The organism is Stutzerimonas azotifigens DSM 17556, assembly GCF_000425625.1.
GTDB lineage: Bacteria > Pseudomonadota > Gammaproteobacteria > Pseudomonadales > Pseudomonadaceae > Stutzerimonas > Stutzerimonas azotifigens.
This window is the reverse complement of record NZ_KE384408.1, coordinates 1-22,982: the sequence shown is the minus strand read 5'-3', so window position 1 is coordinate 22,982 and position 22,982 is coordinate 1. Positions and strand designations below refer to the sequence as shown.

The following is a 22,982-nucleotide window of genomic DNA, read 5'->3' as shown; positions in this document are numbered from 1 at the left end:
AATCCCATGGACGTAGGTGTTTTCATCCCGATCGGCAACAACGGCTGGCTGATTTCCGAGAACGCGCCGCAGTACATGCCGACCTTCGAGCTGAACAAGACGGTCGTGCAGAAGGCCGAGCACTACGGCTTCGATTTCGCCCTGTCGATGATCAAGCTGCGCGGGTTCGGCGGCAAAACCCAGTTCTGGGAGCACAACCTCGAATCCTTCACGCTGATGGCCGGCCTCGCCGCCGTCACCAGCCGCATCAAGCTGTTCGCCACCGCCGCCACCCTGACCCTGCCGCCGGCGATAGTCGCGCGCATGGCCTCGACCATCGACTCGATCTCCGGCGGCCGCTTCGGCGTCAACCTGGTCACCGGCTGGCAGAAGCCCGAGTACTCGCAGATGGGGCTGTGGCCGGGCGATGAATTCTTCGGCACGCGCTACCAGTACCTCGGCGAGTACGCCCAGGTGTTGCGCGACCTCTGGGCGACCGGCCGCAGCGACTTCAAGGGCGAGCACTTCCAGATGGAGGACTGCCGCGTCAGCCCGGTCCCACAGGCGGAGATGAAGATCATCTGCGCCGGCTCGTCCGACGCCGGCATGGCCTTCTCGGCGCAGTACGCCGACTACAACTTCTGCTTCGGCAAGGGCGTGAACACCCCGACCGCCTTCGCGCCGGCCACCGAGCGCCTGCAGGCCGCCTGCGCCAAGACCGGGCGCACCGTCACCTCCTGCGTGCTGTTCATGGTCATCGCCGACGAAACCGACGAGGCTGCCCGCGAGCGCTGGGAACACTACAAGGCCGGCGCCGACCAGGAGGCGATCGCCTGGCTGGGCGAACAGGGCGCGGCGGACAAGACCTCCGGCAGCGACACCAACGTCCGCCAGATGGCCGACCCGACCTCGGCGGTGAACATCAACATGGGCACGCTGGTGGGCTCCTACGCCAACGTCGCGAAGATGCTCGACGAGATCGCCAGCGTGCCGGGCATGCAGGGCGTGATGCTGACCTTCGACGATTTCGTCAAGGGCGTCGAGGACTTCGGCGAGCGCATCCAGCCGCTGATGCAGAGCCGCCGCCACATCACTGAACAGCGGGAGATCGCCTGATGAACGCACCCGAGAACCTGTCCGGCTACGGCCTGGAAGCGACCGGCGCACCGGTGCGCCTGCCGGCCCGCCCCGAACCGCTGGCGATGAAGGCCAGCGAGACCGCACTGATCGTGGTCGACATGCAGAACGCCTACGCCAGCAAGGACGGCTACCTCGACCTGGCCGGCTTCGACGTCTCGGCCACCGCCCCGGTGATCGCCAGGATCGGCCAGGCGCTGGCCACCGCCCGCGCCGCCGGCATGCCGGTGGTGTTCCTGCAGAACGGCTGGGACGCCGGCTACCTGGAGGCCGGCGGCCCCGGTTCGCCCAACTGGCACAAGTCCAACGCGCTCAAGACCATGCGCAAGCGCCCCGAGCTGCAGGGCAAGCTGCTTGCCAAGGGCGGCTGGGACTATGCGCTGGTCGACGAACTGCAGCCGCAGCCGGGCGACCTGCTGGTGCCCAAGCCGCGCTACAGCGGCTTCTTCAACTCGCAGCTGGACAGTACCCTGCGTGCCCGCGGCATCCGCAACCTGGTGTTCACCGGCATCGCCACCAACGTGTGCGTGGAATCGACCCTGCGTGACGGCTTCCACCTCGAGTATTTCGGCGTGGTGCTGGCCGACGCCACCCACCAGGCCGGCCCCGAGTTCGCCCAGCAGGCCGCACTGTTCAACATCGAGACCTTCTTCGGCTGGGTCTCGACCGTCGACGACTTCTGCGCCGCCTTCGCCGCAACGCCGGCCGCCACCAGCGCCTGAACCACAACGACATCCATCGCCTTGCAAGGAAAACGCACCATGCCCAAGCAATCCGTCATCCCCGCCGGCAGCGGCAAGCCGCTCGCTCCCTACGTCCCCGGTTCCATGGCCGACGGCATCCTCTACGTGTCCGGCACCCTGCCGTTCGACAAGGACAACAACGTGGTCCATGTCGGTGATGCTGCCGCCCAGACCCGCCACGTGCTGGAAACCATCAAGGGCGTCGTCAAGGCCGCCGGCGGCAGCATGGACGACGTGACCTTCAACATGATCATGCTCACCGACTGGGCCAACTACGCGAAGGTCAACGAGGTGTATGCCGAGTACTTCCCCGGCGAGAAGCCGGCGCGCTACTGCATCCAGTGCGGCCTGGTGAAGCCGGACGCGCTGATCGAGATCGCCAGCATCGCCCACGTCGGCCCGTGACGCGCCGAAGGTAGCCGAACGGCTTCGCCTCACCTTCGCGGAGGTATGCACATGCACCATGAAATCCACGGCCGTCTCGACGCGGACGCCCCCACCCTGGTGCTCAGCTCCGGGCTGGGCGGCGCCGGGGCCTTCTGGACGCCGCAACTGCCGCTGCTGAGCCAGGACTACCGGGTGCTGGTCTACGACCAGTTGGGCACCGGCCACAGCCCGGCGACGCTGCCGGAAGGCTATTCCATCGACGACATGGCCGGCGAACTGCTGGCCCTGCTGGACGAGGTCGGGATCGGGCACTGCCACTTCATCGGCCATGCCCTCGGCGGGCTGGTCGGCCTCAAGCTCGCCCTGCTGCGCCCCGCGCTGCTGGATGGCCTGGTGCTGATCAACGCCTGGAGCAGCCCCAACCCGCACAGCGAACGCTGCTTCGCGGTGCGCCTGAACCTGCTGCGTGACAGCGGCCCCGCAGCCTACGTGCAGGCGCAGCCGCTGTTCCTCTACCCGGCCGACTGGATCGCCGCCAACAGCGAGCGCCTGGCCCGGGACGACGCCCATGCGCTGGCGCACTTCCCGGCGGGCGACAACATGCTGCGGCGCATCGAGGCGCTGCTGGCGTTCGATATCGAGGACGCGCTGCCGCGCATCGCCACCCCGACCCTGCTGATCGCCAACCGCGACGACATGCTGGTGCCCTGGCAGCGCTCGCAGCACCTGGCCGAGCACCTGCCCGACGCCCGCCTGGAGCTGCTCGACTATGGCGGCCACGCCTCCAGCGTCAGCGACGGCGACACCTTCAATCGCGTACTGCTCGAGCACCTGGCCCGCGTCGCCGCGCCGGCCGTTGCGACGGCCTGAGGAACATCCATGACCACGCCACTCGATTCCGACGCGCTCGACGCCCTGTTCCGCCAGGCGCGCACGCACAACGCCTGGCTCGACCGGGCGGTGCCCGACAGCCTGCTGCAGGAGCTCTATGCGCTGGTACGACTGGGCCCGACCGCGGTCAACAGCTGCCCGGCGCGCTTCGTCTTCGTGCGCAGCGCGGAAGGCAAGCAGAAGCTCGCACCCTGCCTGTCCAAGGGCAACCTGGACAAGACCATGAGCGCCCCGGTGACGGCGATCGTCGCCTATGACGAGAACTTCCCCGACACCCTGCCCGAGCTCTTCCCACACGTCGACGCCCGCAGCTGGTACGCCGGCCAGCCGGCGCTGATCGCCGAGAACGCCCTGCGCAACAGCTCGCTGCAGGCCGGCTACCTGATCCTCGCCGCCCGCGCCCTGGGGCTGGATACCGGGCCGATGTCCGGCTTCGACAACCGCCTGCTGGACGAGACCTTCTTCGCCGGCACCACCTGGAAATCCAACCTGCTAATCAACCTCGGCTATGGCGACACGGACGCCCTGCGCGACCGCCTGCCCCGCCTGCCGTTCGAGCGCGCCTGCGTGCTCGCCTGAGGAGACCGACCATGCCACTGGCCCAGCTCGCCCCCGTTACCCCGCTCGCCCCGCCGGTCGCCAGGCAGGACTTCCGCGACGCCATGGCGCGCCTGGCCGCCGCGGTCAACATCGTCACCACCGACGGCCCGGCGGGCCGCGCCGGCTTCACCGCCACCGCGGTATGCAGCGTCACCGACGAGCCGCCGACCCTGCTGGTGTGCCTGAACCGCAGCGCGTCGGCGTACCCGGCCGTACTCGGCAACGGCACCCTGTGCATCAACACCCTGGCCAGCCACCAGCAGGCGCTGTCCAACCTGTTCGGCGGCAAGACGCCCATGGCCGAACGCTTCGCCGCCGCCCGCTGGTCGACCTGGGCCACCGGCTCGCCGGTGCTGGACGACGCGGCGGCCTCCTTCGACTGCCGCATCAGCCACATCAGCAGCGTCGGCACCCACGACATCCTCTGCTGCGAGGTGCTGGCGCTCCGCCGCCAGGCCGATGCCGACGGGCTGGTGTACTTCGACCGCGGCTACCATGGAGTGCATGCCACACGCTGATTCAGCCGGTCAGCGCCAGGCCGATAAGGAGATGGAGGGGCTCAAGGGTCGTACATCGGACGCAGCCGCAACCACGCCCCGCGCACATCCGTCGCCCCGACGCAGGCCGGGGCCCAGTGGGCTTGTACCGCCCCCAGCAGAGCACAAAGAGAAGAAGCCGCCGCCCCACAAACAAGGCCTAACCTCTACAGTCCGACATCGCGGCCACCCCTTTACCAGCAGCAAGCAGTAAAAGCGCGCGCCTACCCGCTACCCGTCTGTTCCTCGGCCATGCACTCCCGATAGAAGTCGCGCGCCGCCAGGTTCTTGTCCTTCGCCTCGATCATGATGTCGAAGCGCTCCAGGAAGCCGCGCGCATAGGCGTTGGTCCATCGGTTCCACATCCGCTGGCTATGGGCGTAGAGCTCGCGCTTGCTCACCTTCTCCAGCAATTCGGCCATCTCCAGCTTGCGCACGGCGGAAAAGCCCAGCGCCATCAGGCGTTCCGGCGGCTGCGAGTAATGCATGGTCGGGCGCACACCGCGCCAGCTCTCCAGGATGCGCTCGATACGAGGGTCGTCGTGGGCGATGTAGCGTTCCTCGTTGATCCAGCAGTGGTGGATGTCCAGCACCACGGGAGCGAGGTCAGCCAGTTCCAGGCAGGCGTCGACGCCGTAGGTCTTTTCCTCGTTCTCGAAGGTGATGCAGTTGCGCGCCACCTCCGACAGCCGCGGCCAGAGCGCCCGAATGCCCTCAGCGCCCAGCCGTCCGGCAATGTGCACGTTGCACTTGAAGTCCTGGAAACGGCGGCCGAAGCCCATCATGCGGATCACGTCGGCGTGGTACTCGAACTCCGCCAGGCTGTTCTCCACCACCTGCGGCCGGTCCGAGCCCAGCGCGCAGTACTGCCCCGGATGCATCGACAGCCGCACGCCGAGCGCCCTGGCCCGCTCGCCGAGCCGGGCGAAGCCCTGCTCCAGCGAGGCCTTCACCGCCGGCTCGCGGTAGAAGCCCGCCACCGCCGGGTGACTGTACAGCGGCAGCAGGTCGCTGCTCAGGCGCAGCATCCGCAGCGCCGGCGGCAACTCGCCGACGTATTCCAGCAAGCGCCCCTGCGCCTCGAGGTTGTGCGCGATCACCGCGTGCAGCTTCTCCCGCGCCTGCTCCACCGCCACGCTGTTGAGCCAGCGCAGCGTGGTCGACCGGCAGTTGAAAGCCCGCTCGACGCTCTCCAGTTCCTTCGCCGCCAGACGTTCGTCCGGGTGCCGGTACTGGCAGGCGAAACCGATTCTGTACATGCGCGACCACCCTGCTCCGCGTGCATGCCGGCCAGCCCCAGGCCGCGGGCCACGCACCTGTCCAGGTTAGAGACGCAGCGCTCCGACACGTGCCCCCGCCCCGACGAAACACGCCCGCCACCCAGGCGGCAACGCCGTCTAAGCGCTTGATCGGACGTGGAAAAATTTCAAACCGAAGGGGTTGACAGCCACCACCACCACGAGAATAATGCGCGCCACTTGGCTACGTAGCTCAGCTGGTTAGAGCATAGCATTCATAATGCTGGGGTCCGGGGTTCAAGTCCCTGCGTAGCCACCAAATTTTTCAAGGGCTTACCGAAAGGTAGGCCCTTTTGTTTTGGGCAGATGACTACAGAGTGACCACGCGGCGTCCACGCGGTTAACCAGCGGCCCGCAAAGGCTCGATTTCGTGTTCGATCGCTTCGCCATTGGCCGCATAGGTAGTGGCCAGAGCGTAGTCAGATTGCAAGTTCATCCAGAACTGCGCAGACGTATCAAAGTAGCGGCCCAGGCGAATTGCGGTATCGGCTGTAATGCCACGGCGCTCACGCACGATGTCATTGATGGTCGGCGCCGATACGTGCAGCGCACGAGCAAGAGCAGCAGGCGTTATGCCCAGGGGCTCCAGAAACTCTTCGCGCAGCACTTCACCAGGATGAACGGGGCGCATGCCGTTAATTGCCATGTAGCCACCTCCTCAGTGGTAATCGACGATTTCAACCTGTGTTGGGCCTGCGTCAGTCCAGACAAAGCAGATCCGCCACTGGTCGTTGATCCGGATGCTATGTTGCCCTGCCCTATCGCCATGCAACGCTTCCAACCTGTTGCCCGGCGGAGAACGCAGGTCTCGCAGCTCCGTTGCGGCATTGAGCATCGCGAGCTTTCGGGTCGCGACGTTCAGGATGTTTCCCCAACGCCTGGAGCTTCCCGATTCGAACAACTCTCGGGTTTCATCACCTTTGAAACTCAGTATCACGCATTAACCCTTAACGTTAAGCGTTAATCAATCATACCCCTCCTGGCTGTCGCGTCAAGACGCCACGACCGAATGCCCCGCCTGTGCTAATGGCGACAGCCGCAGCGCAGACTCCAGGTGATCCGGCGACAGATGCGCATAGCGCATGGTCATGGTGATCGACGAGTGGCCCAGGATCCGTTGTAGGCTCAGGATGTCACCACCGCCCATCATGTAATGGCTGGCGAAGGTGTGCCGCAGAATGTGGGTCAGTTGGCCTGACGTGGCAAAGCCACAGCGCTTGTAGGCGCCTCGAAACGCCGACCGGCATGGCATGAACAGACGACCATTACCCGGCATCCCCAGCTTCAACGCGATCTCTTCCACTTCCTTCGGGATGGGCACAGACCGGGACCGCTGGAGGACAGTGCTCTATAACAAAGACGTCCGGATAAGCACGGACGAGGTTGAAGCGTTAGGGAAGCTTTTCCCAAGCTACCGCTGGTGGATGATCAGTGGCGAGGTAGCCCCAGAAATGGGACAGACCAGCCCAGCTTACGACGAGGCCAACCGAAACTTGGCCAATCCAAACGCGGGATAGCGACCACTCAGAAAGTAGCTAGGCGCTGGTACCCCCGAAGGATCGGAGGAGAGACGGAACATGGACGTTGAACGAGCTGTGCTGAAAGCAGGCGTGACCGTGGCTTCGATGTTTGCCATCTACCAATGGCGTGCAAGGGATGCAAGAGTTTGCCAAGCAGCGCTCAGAGAAAACCCACCGAGAAACCCAAGCGCAGCAAATGGAGCAGGAGAAGAGAGAGGGATCGAGGGAGACTATATTGAATTTCTTCGATTAAAGGAGGCTAAACGTCGCCGGCCTAAAGTGAGCGAAGTTGATCCCATTAATAGGAACCAAAAAAGAACACCTTAATCACAAATAGTGAGAGGGTTAGCCACGACAACCTCAAGTGTCGGTTTATTGCTAGCTATTTTAGCTATTTCTGAATAGCCATATTTCTTAGTTAAAGATAAAAAAAACGACGGCTCGATATGCTTTGCATGTGCCAGGAGCCCTGACAAACTCCGCCTTTCAGCAGAATCAAGCTTGTTATTTAAACAATCAAAAACCAAACTTTTGATTTTTCTCTTCTTATGCCTTCCCAGCGAAAGCTTTCCTTCGTTTGTAATTGTAACCCCCGTAACATGTCGATTATTCCCTTTGGAAGAAAAAACGGTCTTTTCGCTATTCACAGATAGGCGGGGATAGTCAATTTTCTTGCAAATATCTATAACCAAGCTAGGGATTTGAAATAGTAATCCCTTAACATTTGTAGTAAACGTTATATCATCTGCATATCGAGTATATACAATTCCTTTTTCACTGCAAATTTCACTCATCAAGCAATCAAATTGATACATTACAGTATTTGAAATAAACGGCGAAGCCGGAGACCCTATACTAAGAATTAAAGAAGATGTCCGCTTTGGCGTCCAGAAAAAAAGCTTGGTTATTTGTTTTGCAGTAGCATCATCAATCCCCCCCATGTGCTGCGAGCAATGACGAATGAGGTCGGACGGCTTAATAGAGTGAAAGAAATCCTTGAAGTCCATCTTAAGCAAATACGAGTTCTTCGCATGCGCTTTGGCATTATCCATAATGCCCTTTCCTCGACAATAAGCTGTCGCGCTTGAATGCACGGGAAGAAATTGTTGAAACTGAGCAATCGCCAACAGCTGCATTATCTTAAGCTCAGCAGCGGGCTGAGCTATTAGGCGCACCCCATTATTATTTCTCTTAGGAATCTGGTACTGCTTATAACGATGCGGGGCAGTATTGATAAACTTCTCCACTTCATTCTCAGCAATATAAAGAGTCTGCGACAAGTATGAAACAATATTCATATCACTGCCCCCTCAAGCTTTGCTGAGGTCTCAGGATTAGGATTTGGATAGACTGTTTTTATAACTTCAAACCTTTGCTTTTCGCTATCACTTAATGCGTAAAACTGCATCGCCGCTACTTTCGCCTTGCTATAATCAAGCTTCGCCAGGCTTATCTTTCCGACTTCCGAGCAAGCCCAGTAATAATCCTGATGACCTCGTTTTACAGACTTAACTAGTGATAGTTTCTCTAAAAGGAAAAGCATCCTACGCAGCTTATCGCGCTGAAGCGATACATTCAGCGAAGATAAATATTTTTCTATTTCGCCAAACTTCAGCGCACGATAAAGTTTTATTATTTCAAAGACGAGGAATGCAACATGCCCATTGTTGCTTAAGCTGAATGCTTCTGTCTTATCAAGATCCGAAAGACACTCCATTATATCCTGACATATCTCAGGAAGAATGGGCTTAAGGCTGCACGGATTTTTGTCATCCCAAGGGTAGGCGCATACGCTTCTCTCGTTATGACGCTCAAGATAGCGTAAAGGACCGAGTCGAATAAATCACGACTGACTGTAATGGTGGTCGTTAACAATAACGTGAAGTTTTTTGCTTAGGTAATCATGTCGAGCAAAAAGCCCTAGCTCAGTTAGGGCTCCAGGGCTTTCGAGAATCAACACAACCAGGGATGAGATAGATGCTAAATCATCTTCGAAAGTTACTAGATCGTGATATACGGAGTCCGCAACCCAGTCCTTGAAATGTTCCGCAAGAATTAATGACCAGCTAGGTCTTTGCGAGCCTAAATGGCTAAGAACTCCATCTCGAACAGAACTGCCGTAGGGGTTTCTGGCATCCACCTCACCTCCACATAAGAATACTATTGGAGATGAAAGATCAACTCTTGAGCTGTCAAGATTTATTCTTTGGAGATGCTCAATCCGTTTATCTTCAACCACTTACCTTTCCTGGAAGAGGTGTTACTTAGAATTCGCTTTTTACCAAAAGAATGCGACGAATGTTCGTCTGGGCTTTAGGAGTGAAGCGAGTGAAGCCCAGACGGACATTCGTCGCAACTAAAGCCGATCAATAAATTTGAGTCTGGCTGTACACCCGACTAGTGCATAAAACAGCACCAAAACGCGTAAAAAGCCCCAGAACCCTAGGACAAAAAAGCGCTAATGTCAATATGGCATCATCGTTGAGGTTGCTTGCTTTCGGCTTTGCTATGTGAGTCGGGCGCACCTTGCCTAAGAATTTTCAAGGACTACATCACGCGCGCCTCGTGAAACGCTCTGGCATAGCAAGTCGAGAGCAGAGCTGGCGCGCTTATGCTGTGGGGATATCAGGGATTTAGGGCGTGTCTCAAGCGATTCATCATGCTGGGGTTCGGGGTTCAAGTCCCTGCGTAGCCACCATCTTCGAAAAGGGGTTCAGCGATAGCTGAACCCCTTTTTTCTGTTAGCTTCTACCCGGGCCGAGCCGCAACGCTACTCGCCCTCACACCGCACCCTCAGCTCAATCCGCCCCTCCCGCCTCTCCTCACTCAGCGTTTCATGCCCCTGCGGGCATGCCTGTTCCAGGCGCTGTTCGCATTTGGCCCATTCCGATGCGGCCTGGCCGCAGGCGAGCACGAATTCGTCGGTAGGGGTAGGTGGCGGGAGGGTGTCGGTTGCGGAGCAGCCGGCGATGGCGGCCAGGATCAGGGCGGTGCCGGGCGTCCGCATGAGGAGAGTCTTTCTCATGGTCGATGATGGCGCTAGCAGCTGGGTTCGACGGTGAAGGTCTTGCTGGAGTCGACCGGGCCGAGTTTTTCGAGGGTGCGGCGGCCGAGCAGGACGGGGTAGTTCATGTCGTCCCGGTCGTTCAGCGAGAACTCTTCCTCGTACACTTGGTCGGCCAGGCACACCTTCATCAGCACCACCGGACGGCGCTCCTCGCCGCCGGCGCCGCGCACTTCGAGGTTGCGCTCGATCTTGCGCTCGAGCCGCGCCTCTACATCCTTCTCGGTGTCGATGTCTTCGAACTCGATGGTGAAGCGCACCCAGTCGTCACCGTCCCGTTCGAAGCGCTCGATGTCTTCGGCATGCATCGAGGAAGTGAGCGCGCCGGTGTCGAGCTTGAACTTGACCGCGACCTTTTCCGGCATCACCAGGCCCTCTTCGACCCAGCCGAACACGCGCTGTGATTCGGCGTAGGCAGCGGGGATGGCGCAAGTGGCCAGGAGCGTCAGTCCGATTGCCAGGGAATGCTTCGATCGCTTCAGGGTGGGCATGTTTGGCCTCGTCGTCTCGACACGGAAGTTATGTTGAGTCGGCGTGCAGGCGCATGTTCCGTTGGCGGCATGGATGGTAGGCGCAGGAGCGTTTCCCTCACCCCTGCCCCTCTCCCGGAGGGAGAGGGGCTGTCTGGGAGCGAGCCTTATGTCCTACTTGGTGCGGTGGTTCTTCGGGTCGTCCTCGTTGCTGCCGGTCGTGCGGGTACGGGTGGGTTCGAGGCTGTGGCCGGCGGGTTGGGTGCGGTCGTCGTGCGCGGTGGTGCCGATCTGGACCTCGTCGGCGCTGTTGACCAGGTCGTGGTCCTTGGATTCGTGCTTGGTCTTCAGTTCTTTGCCCATGTCTCACCTCGTCTGGCTGTCGAATAAGAGACCTCATTCGTTCGAGGCGCCCGGCGTGCAGATGTTCGGGCCATGGCCTACCAGCGGTCAGGTCATGGTCCGGCAGGCGCGGATCAGCGGCGCCAGTCGCGCCGGTCGTATTGCTGGCGGCCCTTCGGCGCGCGCCAGTCCGCGCGCCGATCATGGCGTTCGGCTTTCCGGTAGTGGTAGTCCTGGTGATACACCTTGTGGACATGGTGGCCGTTGCCGCCGCGGTCGTGGTGCGCGTAGGACACGCATCCGCTGAGCCCGAGTACTGCTGCAATGAGGCCGATGGTCGCGATTCGAGCAAGCATGGTCGTCTCCTGGTTCCGGGCTTTTTCCCGTGCCTCCATGAAACGCCGTGGCGGTGTAAAGCGCGGTCAGCGGCGGGTAAAGGACGAGTAAGACCGATGCGACCTGTGGCATGCAGACCGGTGCCGCTCCGCGGTCGAAACGCAGAGAGACAGTCCGCGAACGGACTGCCTGCATCGAGCGGGAGAACCACCATGAGCGAGCCAGACAAGCCGGAAGACGGCCTCACTCCACCGGACTACGACGAGTACGGCGACGGCCCGCCCGTCGAGAGCCGGCCGGACAAGTCCCGAGAGGCCGAGCAGGAACCGAACCCCGGCGAGAGCCCGCTGGGCTAGGCGCTGCGACGACGCTGCACGGTGGCCAGCAGCAGGCCGGCGAAGATCAGCCCGCCGCCGAGCCAGTGGTAGGGCTGCAGCGCCTCGCCGAGCAGCAGCCAGCCGAGGATGGCGACGAACACCGGCATCGAATAGCTGGTGATCGCCGCCTTGGCCGCACCGACCACCTTCACCCCGTGGTTCCACGCCAGGTAGGCCACCAGCGAGGCCAGCAGCGCCGTGTAGGCGATGGCGGCGAGGTTGGCGGGCGTGGCCGCGAAGCCGCCGACCCGCGCCAGCTCGACGAGGTAGAACGGCAGGATCAATGGCGTGCCGAGCAGCACCAGGGTCGCCAGCAGCACCAGCGGCGGCACCGAGAGGTAGTGCGCCCACTTCCTCAGCAACAGGGTGTAGAGCGCCCAGACCACCACGGCGAGCAGCATAACCAGGTCGCCGGGGTTGAACTGCAGGCCGGCGAGATTGGCCCATTCGCCGCGGCTGATCAGCAGCAGCAGGCCGGCCGCGGCGATGAGCAGCCCGACCCAGGCGCGCCGGGTCGGCCATTCGCCGAGCAGCAGCCCGCCGCCGATGAAGGTGGCCAGCGGCAGGCAGGTGTTTACCAGCGAGATGTTGATCGCCACCGTGGTCTGCGCCGCGGTGTAGAGCAGCGAGTTGTAGCTGCTGATGCCCAGCGCGGCGACCAGCCACAGCCGCCAGCCGGCCTGCCGCAGCGGTGCGCGGTGGGCCCAGACAGCGCGGCCGACGAAGAGCATGAGGATCGCCAGCGCCAGCACCCAGCGCCAGAAGGCCAGGGCCACCGGCGGAATCTGGTCGTAGAAGGCACGGGCGACCAGCGCGTTGCCGGCCCAGCACAGGCACGCGACGAACAGGCCGGCGTACGCCAGCAGGTTGCGGGACGGCACCTTATACGCCCTGGCGCGGGCGCAGGCGGTACTGCGGCGGCAACTGGTCGAGGCCGCTGACGGTGACGTTGAGGTCCTTCCACAGCCCGTCCTTGATGCCGTAGATGCAGCCGTGCACCGACAGCGCCTGGCCGCGGTGCCAGGCGTTCTGGACGATGGTGGTGTGGCTGACGTTGGCCACCTGCTGGATCACGTTCAGCTCGCAGAGCCGGTCGACCCGCTCTTCCTCGGTCGGCAGCGCATCGATATGGGCGCGATGTTCGTAGTAGAGGTCGCGGATGCTGCGCAGCCAGCCGTCGATCAGGCCGAGCTGGTCCTGGTGCATGGAGGCGCGCACGCCGCCGCAGCCGTAGTGGCCGGTGACCAGGATGTGCCTGACCTTGAGCACCTCGACCGCGAACTGGATGACCGACAGGCAGTTGAGGTCGGTGTGCAGCACCACGTTGGCGACGTTGCGGTGGACGAACAGCTCGCCCGGCAGCAGCCCGACGATCTCGTTGGCCGGCACGCGGGCGTCGGAGCAGCCGATCCACAGGTACTCGGGCGTCTGCTGGCGCGCCAGCTTGGCGAAGAACTCCGGATCTTCCTGCTTGATCGCTTCCGCCCAGCGCTTGTTATTTTCGAATAGCTGTTCGAGTTCGCGCATGCCCTACCCTCTTCTCGGCTCAGCCGGGCACCTTAGGGGCCCGGCGGGGCTTTGACAAGCCACTGCGGGTCACAGCGCATAGGCCGTGCCCTTGGCGGGCACCGCCTTAGGTCGCGAGACGAACGAGCGCAGGTCGCGCAGGAAGTTGTCGCGCCAGGCGTTCAGGTCCGCCGCGCGGATAGCGCGCATCATGTGCTCGTAGCGGTCCTTGCGCTCGGACAGCGACATGCGCAGGGCGCGGTCGAGCGCCTCGGCCATGCCGATGCTGTCGTAGGGGTTGATGATCAGCGCCGAGGTCAGCTCACGCGCTGCGCCGGCGAAGCGCGACAGCACCAGCACGCCGGGGTCGTCCGGGTCCTGCGCGGCGACGTATTCCTTGGCCACCAGGTTCATGCCGTCGCGCAGCGGGGTGACGAAGCCGATGTCGGCGCCGCGGAACAGCCCCATGAGGATGCGCCGCTCGTGGCTCTTGTTGAGGTAGTGCAGCGGCGTCCAGTCGAGGTCGGACAGGCGCCCGTTGAGGTGGCCCGCCTCGCTTTCCAGCTGTTCGCGGATCGCCTGGTAGGTGCGCACGTCCGAGCGCGAGGTCGGCGCGATCTGGATGAATTCGACGTTGCGCCGGTGCTCGGGGTAGCGGTCGAGGAAGCACTCGTAGGCGCGGAAGCGCTCGACCAGACCCTTGGAATAATCCAGCCGGTCGACGCTGATGATCATCTTGCGCAGGCCGCCCTCGGGGTTGCGCCCGATCAGCTGCCGGCGGCCACGGTAGGAGGCGGCCAACTGCTGGATCTCGTCCGGCACCACGCCGATCGGGTAGACGCCGGCGCGGAAGTTCTGCCCATAGGCGGTGAGCGAGCCGTCCGGCTCGATGACGCCGCGCACCTCGCGGGTGATGTAGTCCTGAAAGGCGAGCCGGTCGGTGTCGGTCTGGAAACCGATCAGGTCGTAGTAGCAGAACGTCTTGAGCAGCTCGTTGTGCGGCGGGATGGCGGTGAGGATCTCCGGTGCCGGGAACGGGATGTGGAGGAAGAAGCCGATGCGGTTGCGGATGCCGAGCATGCGGCAGGCCTCGGCGAAGGGAATCAGGTGGTAGTCATGGATCCAGATGATGTCGTCGGGCTTGAGCAGCGGCTTGAGCTTCTCGGCGAGCATGGCGTTGACGCGCCGGTAGCCTTCGTATTCCTCGCGGTTGTAGCGGGCCAGGTCGATGCGGTAGTGGAAGATGGGCCAGAGGGTGGCGTTGGAGAAGCCGCGGTAGTACTGGTCGTAGTCGCGCTTGGTGAGGCCGAGGGTGACGTAGGTGATGTTGCCAACCGTCTCGCTGTGCGTCTGCGGACTGTTGCCGACCTCCCCGCTCCAGCCGAACCAGATCCCTCCGGATTGCCGCAACGCGTCGTAGACACCCACCGCCAGCCCACCGGCGAGCACCTTGCCTTCCTTGATCGGCGCGACCCTGTTCGATACCACCACTAACCGGCTCATGAATAGTCACCACTCTTGTTCTGTTGAGACGCCCCCGACCGCCCGGCGGGGGTGTCGAGAAGCAGCCGCAGCCAGTCGGCCACGGCTGGAACCGAGGGAAGGCGCATACGAGCGCAGGTCTCGCCCGCCCCGACCTTGACCGACCAGCCATCCAGTCGATTGACCACCTCGAAGCCGGCCTCGTCGGTGAGGTCGTCGCCGACGAACACAGGCAGGCGCCCGGCGAAAGGCTCGGCGTGCATGAACGCCTCGATCGCCCCACCCTTGCTGGCCCCCTTCGGCTTGAGTTCGAACACGCACTTGCCCGGTTGCAGCACCAGGGCCTCGGGGTAGCGCGAGACGAATTCGCTGGCCAGCGCCGCCACCTCCGCTTCGCGCTCCGGCGCCTGCCGGTAGTGCAGCGCAAAGGCCACGCCCTTCCCTTCGAGGCGCACCCCTGGCAGCAGCGCACAGGCGCGCTCGAGTTCGGCGCCGACCTGCGCCAGCAGCGCTTCGTCCAGTCCCAGACGGTGGAGCCGGCCGGCCGCATCGCGGCGTTCGGTGCCATGTATGCCGGCGCCAGGCAGCACCAGCGGTGACAGCAGGGTGTCGATGTCGGCCAGCCGGCGCCCCGAGACGGCGGCGACCAGGCAGCCACGGGCCTGCAGTTCGGCGAGGGTGTCGAGCGTCGTTCGCGGAATGAAAACCTGCTCGGGGCGGGGCTGGATGTCGGCCAGCGTGCCGTCCACATCGAGAAACAAGGCAGTGCGCTGCAAATCCAGCGCAGGTGGAGCAAGTTGGTCGGTCATGCGCTTTATGACCATCCGACGCGCGCCTGGGTTCTGGATTTTTTCCCTGACAATCCAAGGGCTTTTCCAGCATGCTGGCCCGCCCGGCGGGCGACAGGAATCTTATCCGGGGCACCGAGTCACAACGGGTAAGACGTGACGACGAGGAGGCCGTGATGACCGATACCCGCAAACCCGGCACACCCCGCGAGATAGACGACATCGAGGACCGCATGGGCTCGGTGGAGCAGCTGGATTTCAGCTCGCGCCGGGACGAACGAAGGGGCCGCGTCGGCGATACGATGCCGGAGGACGAAGCCAACGAGCAGTATCCGCCGGAGCGGGTCGCCGAAGCCGGCATGACCACCGGCGAGGTGCCGACCGACAAGACCACCATGGACGACCTGGCGCCGGAGACGCTGATCCCCGAAGACGGCTCGCGCTCGCCCGGAGAGCGCGGACACGGGCTGCCGGTCGACCGTGACCTCTCGGTGGTCTCCGAACACCGGATCGGTGCCGACGTGGACCTCGACGAAGCGGAACTGGGCCGCTACGAGCCGCTGGATGGCAAGGACTGGGACGGCCCCGCCACCGGCGACCCGGACACCGGGCTCAGCGAGGGCGATGCCGTGCTGTCGCAGGACGAGGCCCAGGACGTGCTCTCCGACGAGGAGCTGGAAGGCGACGCGCCGCTCGATTCGGCGAGGGACAAGGCCCCGCGCCGCTGACCTCTCGGCACTGAAGTAGGCGCCGGGCTAGTCGAGCAGTGTGCAGGCCATGACCAGCGCGTCTTCACGGCCGTCGGCCGCGGGGTAGTAGCCGCGCCGGCGGCCGATCTCGTTGAACCCGTAGCGCTCGTAGAGGCGGTAGGCCGTCTGGTTGCTCGCGCGCACCTCGAGGAAGCACTCGCCGGCGTGGCGCGCCCGCGCCCGCTCCATCAGGTGTTCGAGCAGCCGCAGGCCCAGGCCGCGCCCCTGGTTCTGCGGCTTGACGGTGATGTTCAGCAGATGCGCCTCGCCGGCGATGACGTTGATCACACCGTGCCCGACCTGCTGCTCGCCCTCGAACATGACCCAGCATTCATAGGCCGTGAGGCTGTCCTGGAAGATGCCGCGGGTCCAGGGATGGCTGAAGGCGGCGTATTCGATCTTCAGCACGGCCTCGAGGTCGGCCGCGGTCATCGGCCGGAAACTGATCGCGTCACTACTCATCAGACGGTCTTCCAGCGCCCCATGCTCCGTTGCATCGCGCGCCACAGCGGCGCCTTGCGGGCCGGTTCTTCCATCAAGGCCTCGAGCCCAGGCATGGCCAGCGCCACGCCGAGACCCTCGATGTTCAGCTCGCGGTTGCAGGCTTCGGCATCCGCCTCGCCGGCGAAGCGGATGGCCGGCTCGCCGATCAGCCACAGGCAGGCGCTCGGCTGTTGCTCCAGCTCCACCGCGATCACGCCCTGCACGTAGTCCAACGCCGCCTGCGGACCCTGGTCGAGCGGCGCGCCCTGGCCGAACCGTCGGCCCGCGACCAACGGCCAGCGGATCGGCTCGCCGTCGCCGACCTGCTGCGGGCTGTCCGGCAGGCCGGCGGCACGCAGCATGTCCTTGAGCAGCAGGTAGGCCGGATCGCGGCTGGCGAAGGGCTCTCCGGTGGGCAGCTCTACCAGCACCAGGCAGGCGCCGGCGCGCAGCAGCTGCAGCGTGAAGCGCGGCGGCGGTACCGCTTCGCTCGCAAGCGCTGGGGTAGCATCGGTTTCGGCTTCCGGTGCAGCTTCGACGATCGTCTCACGTCTGGGCTCCGGCGCGATCAGGCGCGAGCGCAGCGTCTCGCGCGCCACGGCGGGCCGCTCCGGTGCCGGGCTCGGGGCGCTGACCGGCGTGGGCTCGATCTCGGCGGGTGCCGGCTCGCCCGGGGCGGCCATCGGCAGCGGCGGCTTCAGGCATTCGGGACGGGATGGCGCGGCGAATGGCAGGGCGACCCGCGGCAGCCAGGTGTCGACCTGCATGGCCTGCAGGTAATCGCGGCGGCGTACTTCGCTGATCAACGCGGACGACCTCCGCCCGCAACGGCAGCCGAGCGCCCTCCGGCGTCGGGGCCGGGACGTTCGAGTTGGCGATAGCGGTTGCGCATGAAGACTCCTGGGACGGACGACGACGGGCTGCGCCGGCGCTGAGAGGCGAATTGTGGCCGGAAAGCGCGCGGCCGGAAAGGCCTGACGGAACGGACGGCGGCCCGACCATCGGTGACGCAAGCGAAGCCTTGCGCATGCAGTACAATGCGCGGCCACTTTTCGCACCTTGCCCGGGCCTGTCGATGATCGATCCCAAGCGCGTGCTGCGCGCCCTCGCCGAACACTGGACGTTGCTCGAACCGCTCTGCGAGCGCTTCGATGCCGGCACCCTGAGCCTGATCGAACTGCGCAGCCAGCTCGGCGTGCAGTTGCCGGACAGCACGCCGGCCGACGTCACCGCCCTGCTCGACCAGTGGATCCGCCTGGACATCCTGGTGCCGGTGGCCAAGAGCCCCAACCGCTTCGAGCTCAATGCGCAGATCCATGACTTCCTCGCCTACCTGCGCCGCGAGCACCGCCTCGGCCTGTGTCTGGAGATCGAGGCCTACCTGCGCCACCTCGAACGCCTGGCCGGGTACATCCAGGATGCCTTCGAGATTCGCGACGGCCAGGACCTGGCGCGCCAGCTGAGGCTGCTCGACATGCGAGTGCGCGACGTGCTGAAGAAGCTCGGCAACGACGAGCAGGCGCTGGTCGGCGTCGCCGATCGGGCCAAGACCAGTGACCGGCAGATTCCGCTGCGTCAGCGCTATGCCGAAGTGCTGGCGACCTGGGACGAATACGTCGAGCCGATGATCCAGCTGGTGGCCGCCGACGGCGCCTTCGAGCAGGGTGTCCGCCGCGTCGAGCAGGTGCTGCTGAAGCTGCTCGGCGAGCAGCAGCGGCTCGGCCAACTGGTCGACGACGACCTGCTGCTGCGCACCCACGCGCGCATCCTGGAAATGCAGACCACCGCCCAGCTGACCCTGCGCCGCGCGCGCGAGCTGCTGCTGCCGCTGCGCGAGGAAGCGCGCCGGCACAACGCGGTGACCCGCGGTGCGGCGCTGGCGCTTTCGGCGATCCGCAAGCGCGGTCTGGACGCCGTGCCGCAGGCCTCGCTGCCGCTGTTCACCCGCCCACAGAGCACCTTCCTCGGCTCGGCCAGCCAGGTCGAGGCCTACGTCTATGCGCTGGCCCGCTTCGAGCCCAAGCCGGCGCAGTTCCCACGCGCCAGCGGCAAGCGCAAGGCCGACGCCCCGCGCGCGCCGCGGACCGTGCGGGAGATGCTCGAGCGCTGCGAGCAGGCTTTGCCGCTGCCGGACCTGATGCTCTGGCTGCTGGAGCAGGAGCCCGAGGGCGCCACCGACGAGCTGCTCTACTGGTTCTCGCGGCTCTCGCGGGACGCCCGCTTCCAGCGCGAGCGCCTGGAACGGCGCGACTACCTGACCCGCGAGCACTGCGTCAGCCTCAGCTCCTTCGCGCTGGTGGGCCACGCCAATGCCCAAGCCTGACGTAGGGTGGACAACGCTCCGCTTGTCCACCTCGATCACCGACCTCTTTGGTGGAAAAGGCTTCGCCGTTTTCCACCCTACGACTGCCTGTGAGCAATCCGTATGAATCTCGACCTTTCCGAACTCTCCCTGCTCGCCCCGATCTTCCGCGAGCTGTTCAAGGGCTACCACGTCAGCCGCCGCGACCCGGAGCTTTACACCCAGCTGTCGAACCTGCAGGACCCGTACCGCGCGCTGTTCCGTGCGCTCGGCTTCGAGCTGGTCTGCGACACTCGCGGCTTCTACTACTTCGTTCCCGAGCAGATGGGCGCGCAGGTGAACAAGACCGCCCAGCGTCTGGCGCTGTTCACCTTCATCCTCGTCGAGCACCTGGCCGACCAGGGCCGCGACCCGCTGGCCGTGCTAGACGGCGGCAGCCTCGGCCGCGACGAGCTGCCGCCGCTGCTGGACAAGTACCGCGACCTCTTCCTGCAGGCCGAGGTCACCAGCCAGGACGAACTCGAGGAGAAGATCCTGCGCCGCCTGACGCAGCTCGGCTTCGCCGCCGAGGACAACGGTGTCTACCGCTTCCTGCCGCCGATGCACCGCTTCCTCGATGTCTGCCTCGCCGTGCAGCAGGACCGCGACCTGGCCGCCACGCTGCACAGCGACCTGCCGTTGCCGACCCCGCCGCTGGCGGTCGAGGACGAGGATCCGGTCGTCAGCCTGGAGAACGTTCTCGCCGAGGAGGAGGACGAGGAAGCCGCCCTCGCCCGCGCCATCGCCGAAGAAAAGGAGCTTGAAGCATGAGTCAGGAACGCTACGGCATCCGCCGCTTCGCCCTGCTGAATACCGCCGGCTACACGCTGGGCCTGTTTCCGCTGGAAAACCCGCTGTCGGTCTACGGCGCCAACAACCTCGGCAAATCCGCCTCGATCAACGCGCTGCAGTTCCCGATCCTCGCGCGCATGTCGGACATGAGTTTCGGCAAGTACAGCCTCGAGCAGTCGCGCAAGTTCTACTTCGCCTCCGATACCAGCTACATCCTGGTCGAGGTCTCGCTGCCGCACGGCCCACACGTGATTGGCGTGGCCGGACGCGGCCCGGGCGGCGGTTTCGGTCACCAGTTCTTCGCCTATGCCGGCGAGCTGAACCTCGACCACTATCAGAAGGCCGGCACCTGCCTACGCCAGCGCGAGTTGTTCACCACGCTCGGCCAGGCCGGCATTGTCGCCTACGAACTCAAGCCCGAGGAGCTGCGCCGCCTGCTGGTCGGCGGGCACACGTCGATTCCGCTGGACCTCACGCTCATCCCGCTGCGCTCCACCAGCGAGCAGAGCCTGAAGACCTTCCGTGCGCTGTTCATCAACCTGCTGCACATGCGCGAGATCACCGCGGCCAAGCTCAAGCAGCTGTTCCTCGACGCCTTCGAGCACAGCCTGCGCTCGGGCAGCGTCGACTACATCGCCGCCACCGAGGAAGCCTTCCGTGACGTGCGCCGCATGGAGCAGGACTACCAGGCGCTGGTCGCGGCCGGCCCGCTGGTCGAGGCGCTGGCCGCCGGGGTGACCCAGCGCGAGCTGCTGCGCGGCAAGCTGCATCGCCTTTCGCCGTTGCTCGACAACCTGCTCGGCGCCTGGCAGGACTACGCCGGCGCGCGCAAGGAGGAACTGGTCATCCAGGCCGAGCACTACCGTCGCGAGCAGGACGGACTGCAGAACGAGCAGCGCGGCACCACCGGCGAGCTGATGCGCCTGGAGCGCGAGATCAGTGAGATCCAGCGCTGGCTGGGCGAACTGGCGGTACTGAAGAACCGCTTCGCGCTGGTCGGCGACGTGCAGATGCTCGAGCAGCAGCTACTCGCCGCCAAGGACGCCCACGACGAGCTCGCCGGCGCCCTGGCCCAGTCCCGTCAGTTCTCCAGCGAGGACCTGGACGAGCGGCTGCGGGATCTCGAGAAGCTCCTCAAGTCGGTTCGCCAGCAGCTCGATCACGCCGACAACAACAGCTACGCGCGGCTGCGCGAGGAATTCAGCCAGCAGGACGTCGACCGGCTGATGCGCCTGTTCAACGGCCAGCTGTTCAGCCTGCCGCTGGGTGAAAAAGGCATCGAGGCGCACGGCGACGACTGGGTGAAGGCCGTCGAGGCCGTGCTCGATCGCTTCAAGGGCGAGCGCTTCGAGGTGCCGGGCCTGTCCATCGACCTGTCGCACATCGAACCGCCGGCCCTGCAGGCGCTGGCCGACCGTACGGCGCTGCGCGACCAGCGCGACCGTCTCGAGCGCGAGCTCAAGCAGCTCAAGACCCAGCAGGCGGTCGCCGCCGACCGCGCGGCGAGCAAGGCCCAGGCCGAGGCGCTGTATCAGGCGGTGCTGGATGCGCAGAAGGCCTTGGAGGACTTCCGCCGCGGCCAGACGCTGACCGTCGAGGAGCCGGAAAAGCTCGAGCGCCTGGCCGAAGCCGAAGCCGCCCAGGACGAACTCAGGCGGGCCAGCGATTCCTTCGCCGAACGCGTGCAGCAGATCTCCGCCAAGCTGCAGCTCATCGGCCGTCAGTTGGCCGACCTGGAAGCCAAGGAGCGCACCCTGGAAGACGCGCTGCGTCGTCGCCAGCTGCTACCCGCCGATCTGCCGTTCGGCACGCCCTTCATGGATCCGGTGGACGATTCGCTGGATAACCTGCTGCCGCTGCTCAACGACTACCAGGACAGCTGGCAGGCGCTGCAGCGCGTGGACGGGCAGATCGAGGCGCTCTATGCGCAGGTGCGGCTGAAAGGCGTGGCCAAGTTCGACAGCGAGGAAGATCCGGAGCGCCGTCTGCAGCTGCTGGTCAACGCCTACGCGCACCGCCAGGACGAAGCGCTGACTCTGGCCAAGGCACGTCGCGCCGCGGTGACCGACATCGCCCGGACGCTGCGCAACATCCGCAGCGACTACGACAACCTGGAACACCAGCTGGCGCTGTTCAACCGCGAGATCAACAAGCGCCAGGTCTCGAACCTGCAGAGCTTCCGCATCGTGCTGGCGCCGAACAAGGACGCGCTCAGGCACATCGACCAGATCATCCACAGCGCCGGCCAGTACGAAGAGGGCGAGACGCTGTCGGTGTTCGATCTCTCGCAGTCCGCCGAGCAGGACGCGAAGAACGAGGAAGCCAAGGAGTATCTCGCACGCCTGGTGGCGGCCAACCACAACCAGCTCGGGCTCAAGGACCTGTTCGAGCTGGCGTTCGAGATCACCAAGGTCGGGGGCCAGCCGATCATCCACACCGACATCGATGGCGCCGCGTCCAACGGCACCACCATGACCATCAAGGCGCTGACCAACATGTACCTGCTGCTGCATCTCATGGATCGCGAGCAGGCAGGCCGCGTAAGGCTGCCCTACTACCTCGACGAAGCCGCGGACATCGACGAGCGCAACCAGCAGGCGCTGATCGAAACCAGCCTGCAGCTCGGCTTCGTACCGATCCTGGCCTCGGTGAAGCCACAGGTCTCCGCACACGTGGCTATCGACCTGGAAGGCGGCAGCACCCCGAACGGCATCTACATCGACGAAGCGGACTGGAAGTTCATCAGACCAAGGGAAGACCGGCCTGTGATGGCGAAAGCCGAGGCGCTCGAAACGGCCTGATAAACAGGCCAGCTTGATGTCGGGGTGTCTGGCCTGGCCCTGGTAGATACCGTCTTGAGCCCTAGTGGGCAAGGGCCAGTTTAGGGTCGAAAGGCTGGCCGGATTTCAGTACCCCATAGGCGATGTGCAATAGCTTGCGCATGGCGGCACAGACGATCTGCTTGCCGGTCTTGCCCCTGGCTTTCAAGCGGTCCCGCAGAGCGCTGATGGCGGCGTTGTGCTTGAGCGAGCAAACAGCCGGCATATAGAGCCCAGCCCTCAGGCGAGACGAGCCCGTTCGAGATATGCGCGTCTGGCCCTTGTAGGTGCCGGACTCCTGCAGCTTGGGGTTCAATCCGGCAAAGGCGGTGATCGCACGGC

At 64.2% G+C, this 22,982-nt stretch carries 29 protein-coding genes, 1 tRNA gene and 1 pseudogene; 14 read left to right on the top strand and 17 right to left on the bottom strand.

The annotated features are described in order from the left end of the window. Positions 1 to 6: 6 nt before the first annotated feature. From rutA to rutF, 6 genes are read left to right on the top strand one after another with little or no spacing between them, the layout of a single operon-like run. Positions 7 to 1,095, top strand: a complete 1,089-nt coding sequence (rutA, locus tag H610_RS0110680) for a pyrimidine utilization protein A (RefSeq protein ID WP_028239652.1) — start codon at positions 7 to 9, stop codon at positions 1,093 to 1,095. After that, a complete protein-coding gene (gene rutB / locus H610_RS0110675; RefSeq protein WP_028239651.1) occupies positions 1,095 to 1,838 on the top strand; it encodes a pyrimidine utilization protein B in 744 nt (247 codons plus the stop codon). Before rutA ends, rutB begins: the two co-directional genes overlap by 1 nt. A 39-nt stretch (positions 1,839 to 1,877) precedes the next feature. Beyond that, positions 1,878 to 2,264 (top strand): pyrimidine utilization protein C, encoded by a 387-nt coding sequence (rutC, locus tag H610_RS0110670; protein ID WP_028239650.1) that lies wholly within the window; start codon positions 1,878 to 1,880, stop codon positions 2,262 to 2,264. A gap of 51 nt (positions 2,265 to 2,315) precedes the next feature. After that, entirely contained in the window at positions 2,316 to 3,116 is an 801-nt protein-coding gene (rutD, locus tag H610_RS0110665) for a pyrimidine utilization protein D (protein ID WP_028239649.1), read from the top strand. 9 nt (positions 3,117 to 3,125) lie between these two features. Next, positions 3,126 to 3,716 carry a malonic semialdehyde reductase gene (locus tag H610_RS0110660; protein ID WP_028239648.1) on the top strand — a complete coding sequence of 197 codons (591 nt, stop codon included), beginning with the start codon at positions 3,126 to 3,128 and terminating at the stop codon, positions 3,714 to 3,716. A gap of 11 nt (positions 3,717 to 3,727) precedes the next feature. Further along, positions 3,728 to 4,255 (top strand): NADH-dependent FMN reductase RutF, encoded by a 528-nt coding sequence (gene rutF, locus H610_RS0110655; RefSeq protein ID WP_028239647.1) that lies wholly within the window; start codon positions 3,728 to 3,730, stop codon positions 4,253 to 4,255. 242 nt (positions 4,256 to 4,497) lie between these two features. On the opposite strand, the gene H610_RS0110650 is transcribed toward rutF, so the two are convergent. After that, positions 4,498 to 5,532, bottom strand: a complete 1,035-nt coding sequence (locus H610_RS0110650; protein ID WP_028239646.1) for a UV damage endonuclease UvsE — start codon at positions 5,530 to 5,532, stop codon at positions 4,498 to 4,500. 221 nt (positions 5,533 to 5,753) lie between these two features. Here H610_RS0110650 and H610_RS0110645 point away from each other — a divergent pair. After that, positions 5,754 to 5,830: transfer RNA gene (locus H610_RS0110645), tRNA-Met, on the top strand. 81 nt (positions 5,831 to 5,911) lie between these two features. Here H610_RS0110645 and H610_RS0110640 read toward each other — a convergent pair. From H610_RS0110640 to H610_RS23725, 3 genes and pseudogenes are all read right to left on the bottom strand, one after another. Continuing rightward, the gene (locus tag H610_RS0110640; protein WP_028239645.1) at positions 5,912 to 6,217 is read right to left on the bottom strand and encodes a HigA family addiction module antitoxin; all 306 of its coding nucleotides are present in this window, start codon (positions 6,215 to 6,217) and stop codon (positions 5,912 to 5,914) included. A gap of 12 nt (positions 6,218 to 6,229) precedes the next feature. After that, positions 6,230 to 6,508: a type II toxin-antitoxin system RelE/ParE family toxin gene (locus H610_RS24910; RefSeq protein ID WP_084166436.1), complete on the bottom strand. Its 279-nt coding sequence runs from the start codon at positions 6,506 to 6,508 to the stop codon at positions 6,230 to 6,232. Between the two features lie 54 nt (positions 6,509 to 6,562). Then, positions 6,563 to 6,907, bottom strand: a pseudogene (locus H610_RS23725) (tyrosine-type recombinase/integrase); the annotation flags it as partial. Here H610_RS23725 and H610_RS25960 point away from each other — a divergent pair. Both H610_RS25960 and H610_RS25475 read left to right on the top strand, forming a co-directional pair. Beyond that, positions 6,885 to 7,088: a hypothetical protein gene (locus H610_RS25960; RefSeq protein WP_084166435.1), complete on the top strand. Its 204-nt coding sequence runs from the start codon at positions 6,885 to 6,887 to the stop codon at positions 7,086 to 7,088. The pseudogene H610_RS23725 and the gene H610_RS25960 sit on opposite strands and share 23 nt — an antisense overlap. Positions 7,089 to 7,148: 60 nt before the next feature. Continuing rightward, entirely contained in the window at positions 7,149 to 7,418 is a 270-nt protein-coding gene (locus H610_RS25475; RefSeq protein WP_152529088.1) for a hypothetical protein, read from the top strand. On the opposite strand, the gene H610_RS24900 is transcribed toward H610_RS25475, so the two are convergent. From H610_RS24900 to H610_RS0110610, 6 genes are all read right to left on the bottom strand, one after another. Beyond that, positions 7,415 to 8,389 (bottom strand): retron St85 family RNA-directed DNA polymerase, encoded by a 975-nt coding sequence (locus H610_RS24900; RefSeq protein WP_084166434.1) that lies wholly within the window; start codon positions 8,387 to 8,389, stop codon positions 7,415 to 7,417. The two genes, H610_RS25475 and H610_RS24900, sit on opposite strands and share 4 nt — an antisense overlap. Further along, on the bottom strand, positions 8,386 to 8,808 hold the full coding sequence (locus H610_RS25470; protein ID WP_152529087.1) for a hypothetical protein: 423 nt from the start codon (positions 8,806 to 8,808) through the stop codon (positions 8,386 to 8,388). The genes H610_RS24900 and H610_RS25470 overlap by 4 nt, the downstream gene beginning before the upstream one ends. A gap of 126 nt (positions 8,809 to 8,934) precedes the next feature. After that, positions 8,935 to 9,330, bottom strand: a complete 396-nt coding sequence (locus tag H610_RS25465; protein ID WP_152529086.1) for a retron St85 family effector protein — start codon at positions 9,328 to 9,330, stop codon at positions 8,935 to 8,937. An 800-nt stretch (positions 9,331 to 10,130) separates the two neighbouring features. After that, the gene (gene rloA3, locus H610_RS0110620; protein ID WP_043238332.1) at positions 10,131 to 10,646 is read right to left on the bottom strand and encodes a retropepsin-like aspartic peptidase RloA3; all 516 of its coding nucleotides are present in this window, start codon (positions 10,644 to 10,646) and stop codon (positions 10,131 to 10,133) included. 153 nt (positions 10,647 to 10,799) lie between these two features. Continuing rightward, positions 10,800 to 10,988 (bottom strand): hypothetical protein, encoded by a 189-nt coding sequence (locus H610_RS0110615; RefSeq protein WP_028239642.1) that lies wholly within the window; start codon positions 10,986 to 10,988, stop codon positions 10,800 to 10,802. 113 nt (positions 10,989 to 11,101) lie between these two features. After that, complete coding sequence (locus H610_RS0110610) at positions 11,102 to 11,323, bottom strand: hypothetical protein (protein WP_028239641.1); 222 nt, start codon at positions 11,321 to 11,323, stop codon at positions 11,102 to 11,104. 192 nt (positions 11,324 to 11,515) lie between these two features. Here H610_RS0110610 and H610_RS25795 point away from each other — a divergent pair, with 192 nt between their 5' ends. Next, entirely contained in the window at positions 11,516 to 11,659 is a 144-nt protein-coding gene (locus H610_RS25795) for a hypothetical protein (RefSeq protein ID WP_169338856.1), read from the top strand. On the opposite strand, the gene H610_RS0110600 is transcribed toward H610_RS25795, so the two are convergent. The 4 genes from H610_RS0110600 to otsB form a co-directional block, all read right to left on the bottom strand. After that, positions 11,656 to 12,561, bottom strand: coding sequence for a DMT family transporter (locus H610_RS0110600; protein WP_028239640.1), 906 nt, complete (start codon positions 12,559 to 12,561; stop codon positions 11,656 to 11,658). The two genes, H610_RS25795 and H610_RS0110600, sit on opposite strands and share 4 nt — an antisense overlap. 1 nt (position 12,562) lies before the next feature. Next, entirely contained in the window at positions 12,563 to 13,207 is a 645-nt protein-coding gene (can, locus tag H610_RS0110595; protein WP_028239639.1) for a carbonate dehydratase, read from the bottom strand. Positions 13,208 to 13,276: 69 nt separating this feature from the next. After that, complete coding sequence (gene otsA, locus H610_RS0110590; RefSeq protein ID WP_028239638.1) at positions 13,277 to 14,689, bottom strand: alpha,alpha-trehalose-phosphate synthase (UDP-forming); 1,413 nt, start codon at positions 14,687 to 14,689, stop codon at positions 13,277 to 13,279. Continuing rightward, positions 14,686 to 15,477, bottom strand: coding sequence for a trehalose-phosphatase (gene otsB / locus H610_RS23720; RefSeq protein ID WP_043238406.1), 792 nt, complete (start codon positions 15,475 to 15,477; stop codon positions 14,686 to 14,688). The genes otsA and otsB overlap by 4 nt, the downstream gene beginning before the upstream one ends. A gap of 155 nt (positions 15,478 to 15,632) precedes the next feature. Between otsB and H610_RS0110580 the strand changes: the two genes are divergently transcribed. Beyond that, complete coding sequence (locus H610_RS0110580; protein WP_028239637.1) at positions 15,633 to 16,184, top strand: hypothetical protein; 552 nt, start codon at positions 15,633 to 15,635, stop codon at positions 16,182 to 16,184. Positions 16,185 to 16,211: 27 nt separating this feature from the next. Here H610_RS0110580 and rimI read toward each other — a convergent pair whose 3' ends face one another. Both rimI and H610_RS0110570 read right to left on the bottom strand, forming a co-directional pair. Continuing rightward, entirely contained in the window at positions 16,212 to 16,667 is a 456-nt protein-coding gene (rimI, locus tag H610_RS0110575) for a ribosomal protein S18-alanine N-acetyltransferase (RefSeq protein ID WP_028239636.1), read from the bottom strand. Continuing rightward, the gene (locus H610_RS0110570) at positions 16,667 to 17,494 is read right to left on the bottom strand and encodes a hypothetical protein (protein ID WP_028239635.1); all 828 of its coding nucleotides are present in this window, start codon (positions 17,492 to 17,494) and stop codon (positions 16,667 to 16,669) included. Before H610_RS0110570 ends, rimI begins: the two co-directional genes overlap by 1 nt. Positions 17,495 to 17,763: 269 nt before the next feature. Between H610_RS0110570 and mksB the strand changes: the two genes are divergently transcribed. The 3 genes from mksB to mksF all read left to right on the top strand — a co-directional run bounded on the left by mksB (position 17,764) and on the right by mksF (position 22,622). Further along, complete coding sequence (gene mksB / locus H610_RS0110565; protein ID WP_028239634.1) at positions 17,764 to 19,011, top strand: Mks condensin complex protein MksB; 1,248 nt, start codon at positions 17,764 to 17,766, stop codon at positions 19,009 to 19,011. 102 nt (positions 19,012 to 19,113) lie between these two features. Then, positions 19,114 to 19,800: an Mks condensin complex protein MksE gene (mksE, locus tag H610_RS0110560; RefSeq protein ID WP_028239633.1), complete on the top strand. Its 687-nt coding sequence runs from the start codon at positions 19,114 to 19,116 to the stop codon at positions 19,798 to 19,800. Then, positions 19,797 to 22,622, top strand: a complete 2,826-nt coding sequence (mksF, locus tag H610_RS0110555; RefSeq protein ID WP_028239632.1) for an Mks condensin complex protein MksF — start codon at positions 19,797 to 19,799, stop codon at positions 22,620 to 22,622. Before mksE ends, mksF begins: the two co-directional genes overlap by 4 nt. Positions 22,623 to 22,683: 61 nt before the next feature. Here mksF and H610_RS0110550 read toward each other — a convergent pair. Beyond that, a partial coding sequence (locus tag H610_RS0110550) for a transposase (RefSeq protein WP_028238549.1) occupies positions 22,684 to 22,982 on the bottom strand: 299 nt, incomplete at its 5' end.

Excerpts from the sequence above, each read along its gene's own strand:
- H610_RS25795 (WP_169338856.1), top strand. The coding sequence starts at position 11,516 with ATGAGCGAGCCAGACAAGCCGGAAGACGGCCTCACTCCACCGGACTAC.
- mksE (WP_028239633.1), top strand. The coding sequence starts at position 19,114 with ATGAATCTCGACCTTTCCGAACTCTCCCTGCTCGCCCCGATCTTCCGC.
- H610_RS25960 (WP_084166435.1), top strand. The coding sequence starts at position 6,885 with ATGGGCACAGACCGGGACCGCTGGAGGACAGTGCTCTATAACAAAGAC.
- H610_RS24900 (WP_084166434.1), bottom strand. The coding sequence starts at position 8,389 with ATGAATATTGTTTCATACTTGTCGCAGACTCTTTATATTGCTGAGAAT.
- rutF (WP_028239647.1), top strand. The coding sequence starts at position 3,728 with ATGCCACTGGCCCAGCTCGCCCCCGTTACCCCGCTCGCCCCGCCGGTC.
- can (WP_028239639.1), bottom strand. The coding sequence starts at position 13,207 with ATGCGCGAACTCGAACAGCTATTCGAAAATAACAAGCGCTGGGCGGAA.
- rutC (WP_028239650.1), top strand. The coding sequence starts at position 1,878 with ATGCCCAAGCAATCCGTCATCCCCGCCGGCAGCGGCAAGCCGCTCGCT.
- H610_RS0110615 (WP_028239642.1), bottom strand. The coding sequence starts at position 10,988 with ATGGGCAAAGAACTGAAGACCAAGCACGAATCCAAGGACCACGACCTG.
- otsA (WP_028239638.1), bottom strand. The coding sequence starts at position 14,689 with ATGAGCCGGTTAGTGGTGGTATCGAACAGGGTCGCGCCGATCAAGGAA.
- mksB (WP_028239634.1), top strand. The coding sequence starts at position 17,764 with ATGATCGATCCCAAGCGCGTGCTGCGCGCCCTCGCCGAACACTGGACG.
- H610_RS25475 (WP_152529088.1), top strand. The coding sequence starts at position 7,149 with ATGGACGTTGAACGAGCTGTGCTGAAAGCAGGCGTGACCGTGGCTTCG.
- H610_RS0110660 (WP_028239648.1), top strand. The coding sequence starts at position 3,126 with ATGACCACGCCACTCGATTCCGACGCGCTCGACGCCCTGTTCCGCCAG.
- rutD (WP_028239649.1), top strand. The coding sequence starts at position 2,316 with ATGCACCATGAAATCCACGGCCGTCTCGACGCGGACGCCCCCACCCTG.
- H610_RS0110610 (WP_028239641.1), bottom strand. The coding sequence starts at position 11,323 with ATGCTTGCTCGAATCGCGACCATCGGCCTCATTGCAGCAGTACTCGGG.
- H610_RS0110640 (WP_028239645.1), bottom strand. The coding sequence starts at position 6,217 with ATGGCAATTAACGGCATGCGCCCCGTTCATCCTGGTGAAGTGCTGCGC.
- H610_RS0110580 (WP_028239637.1), top strand. The coding sequence starts at position 15,633 with ATGACCGATACCCGCAAACCCGGCACACCCCGCGAGATAGACGACATC.
- rimI (WP_028239636.1), bottom strand. The coding sequence starts at position 16,667 with ATGAGTAGTGACGCGATCAGTTTCCGGCCGATGACCGCGGCCGACCTC.
- mksF (WP_028239632.1), top strand. The coding sequence starts at position 19,797 with ATGAGTCAGGAACGCTACGGCATCCGCCGCTTCGCCCTGCTGAATACC.
- H610_RS0110650 (WP_028239646.1), bottom strand. The coding sequence starts at position 5,532 with ATGTACAGAATCGGTTTCGCCTGCCAGTACCGGCACCCGGACGAACGT.
- otsB (WP_043238406.1), bottom strand. The coding sequence starts at position 15,477 with ATGACCGACCAACTTGCTCCACCTGCGCTGGATTTGCAGCGCACTGCC.
- rutA (WP_028239652.1), top strand. The coding sequence starts at position 7 with ATGGACGTAGGTGTTTTCATCCCGATCGGCAACAACGGCTGGCTGATT.
- rutB (WP_028239651.1), top strand. The coding sequence starts at position 1,095 with ATGAACGCACCCGAGAACCTGTCCGGCTACGGCCTGGAAGCGACCGGC.
- rloA3 (WP_043238332.1), bottom strand. The coding sequence starts at position 10,646 with ATGCCCACCCTGAAGCGATCGAAGCATTCCCTGGCAATCGGACTGACG.
- H610_RS25470 (WP_152529087.1), bottom strand. The coding sequence starts at position 8,808 with ATGGAGTGTCTTTCGGATCTTGATAAGACAGAAGCATTCAGCTTAAGC.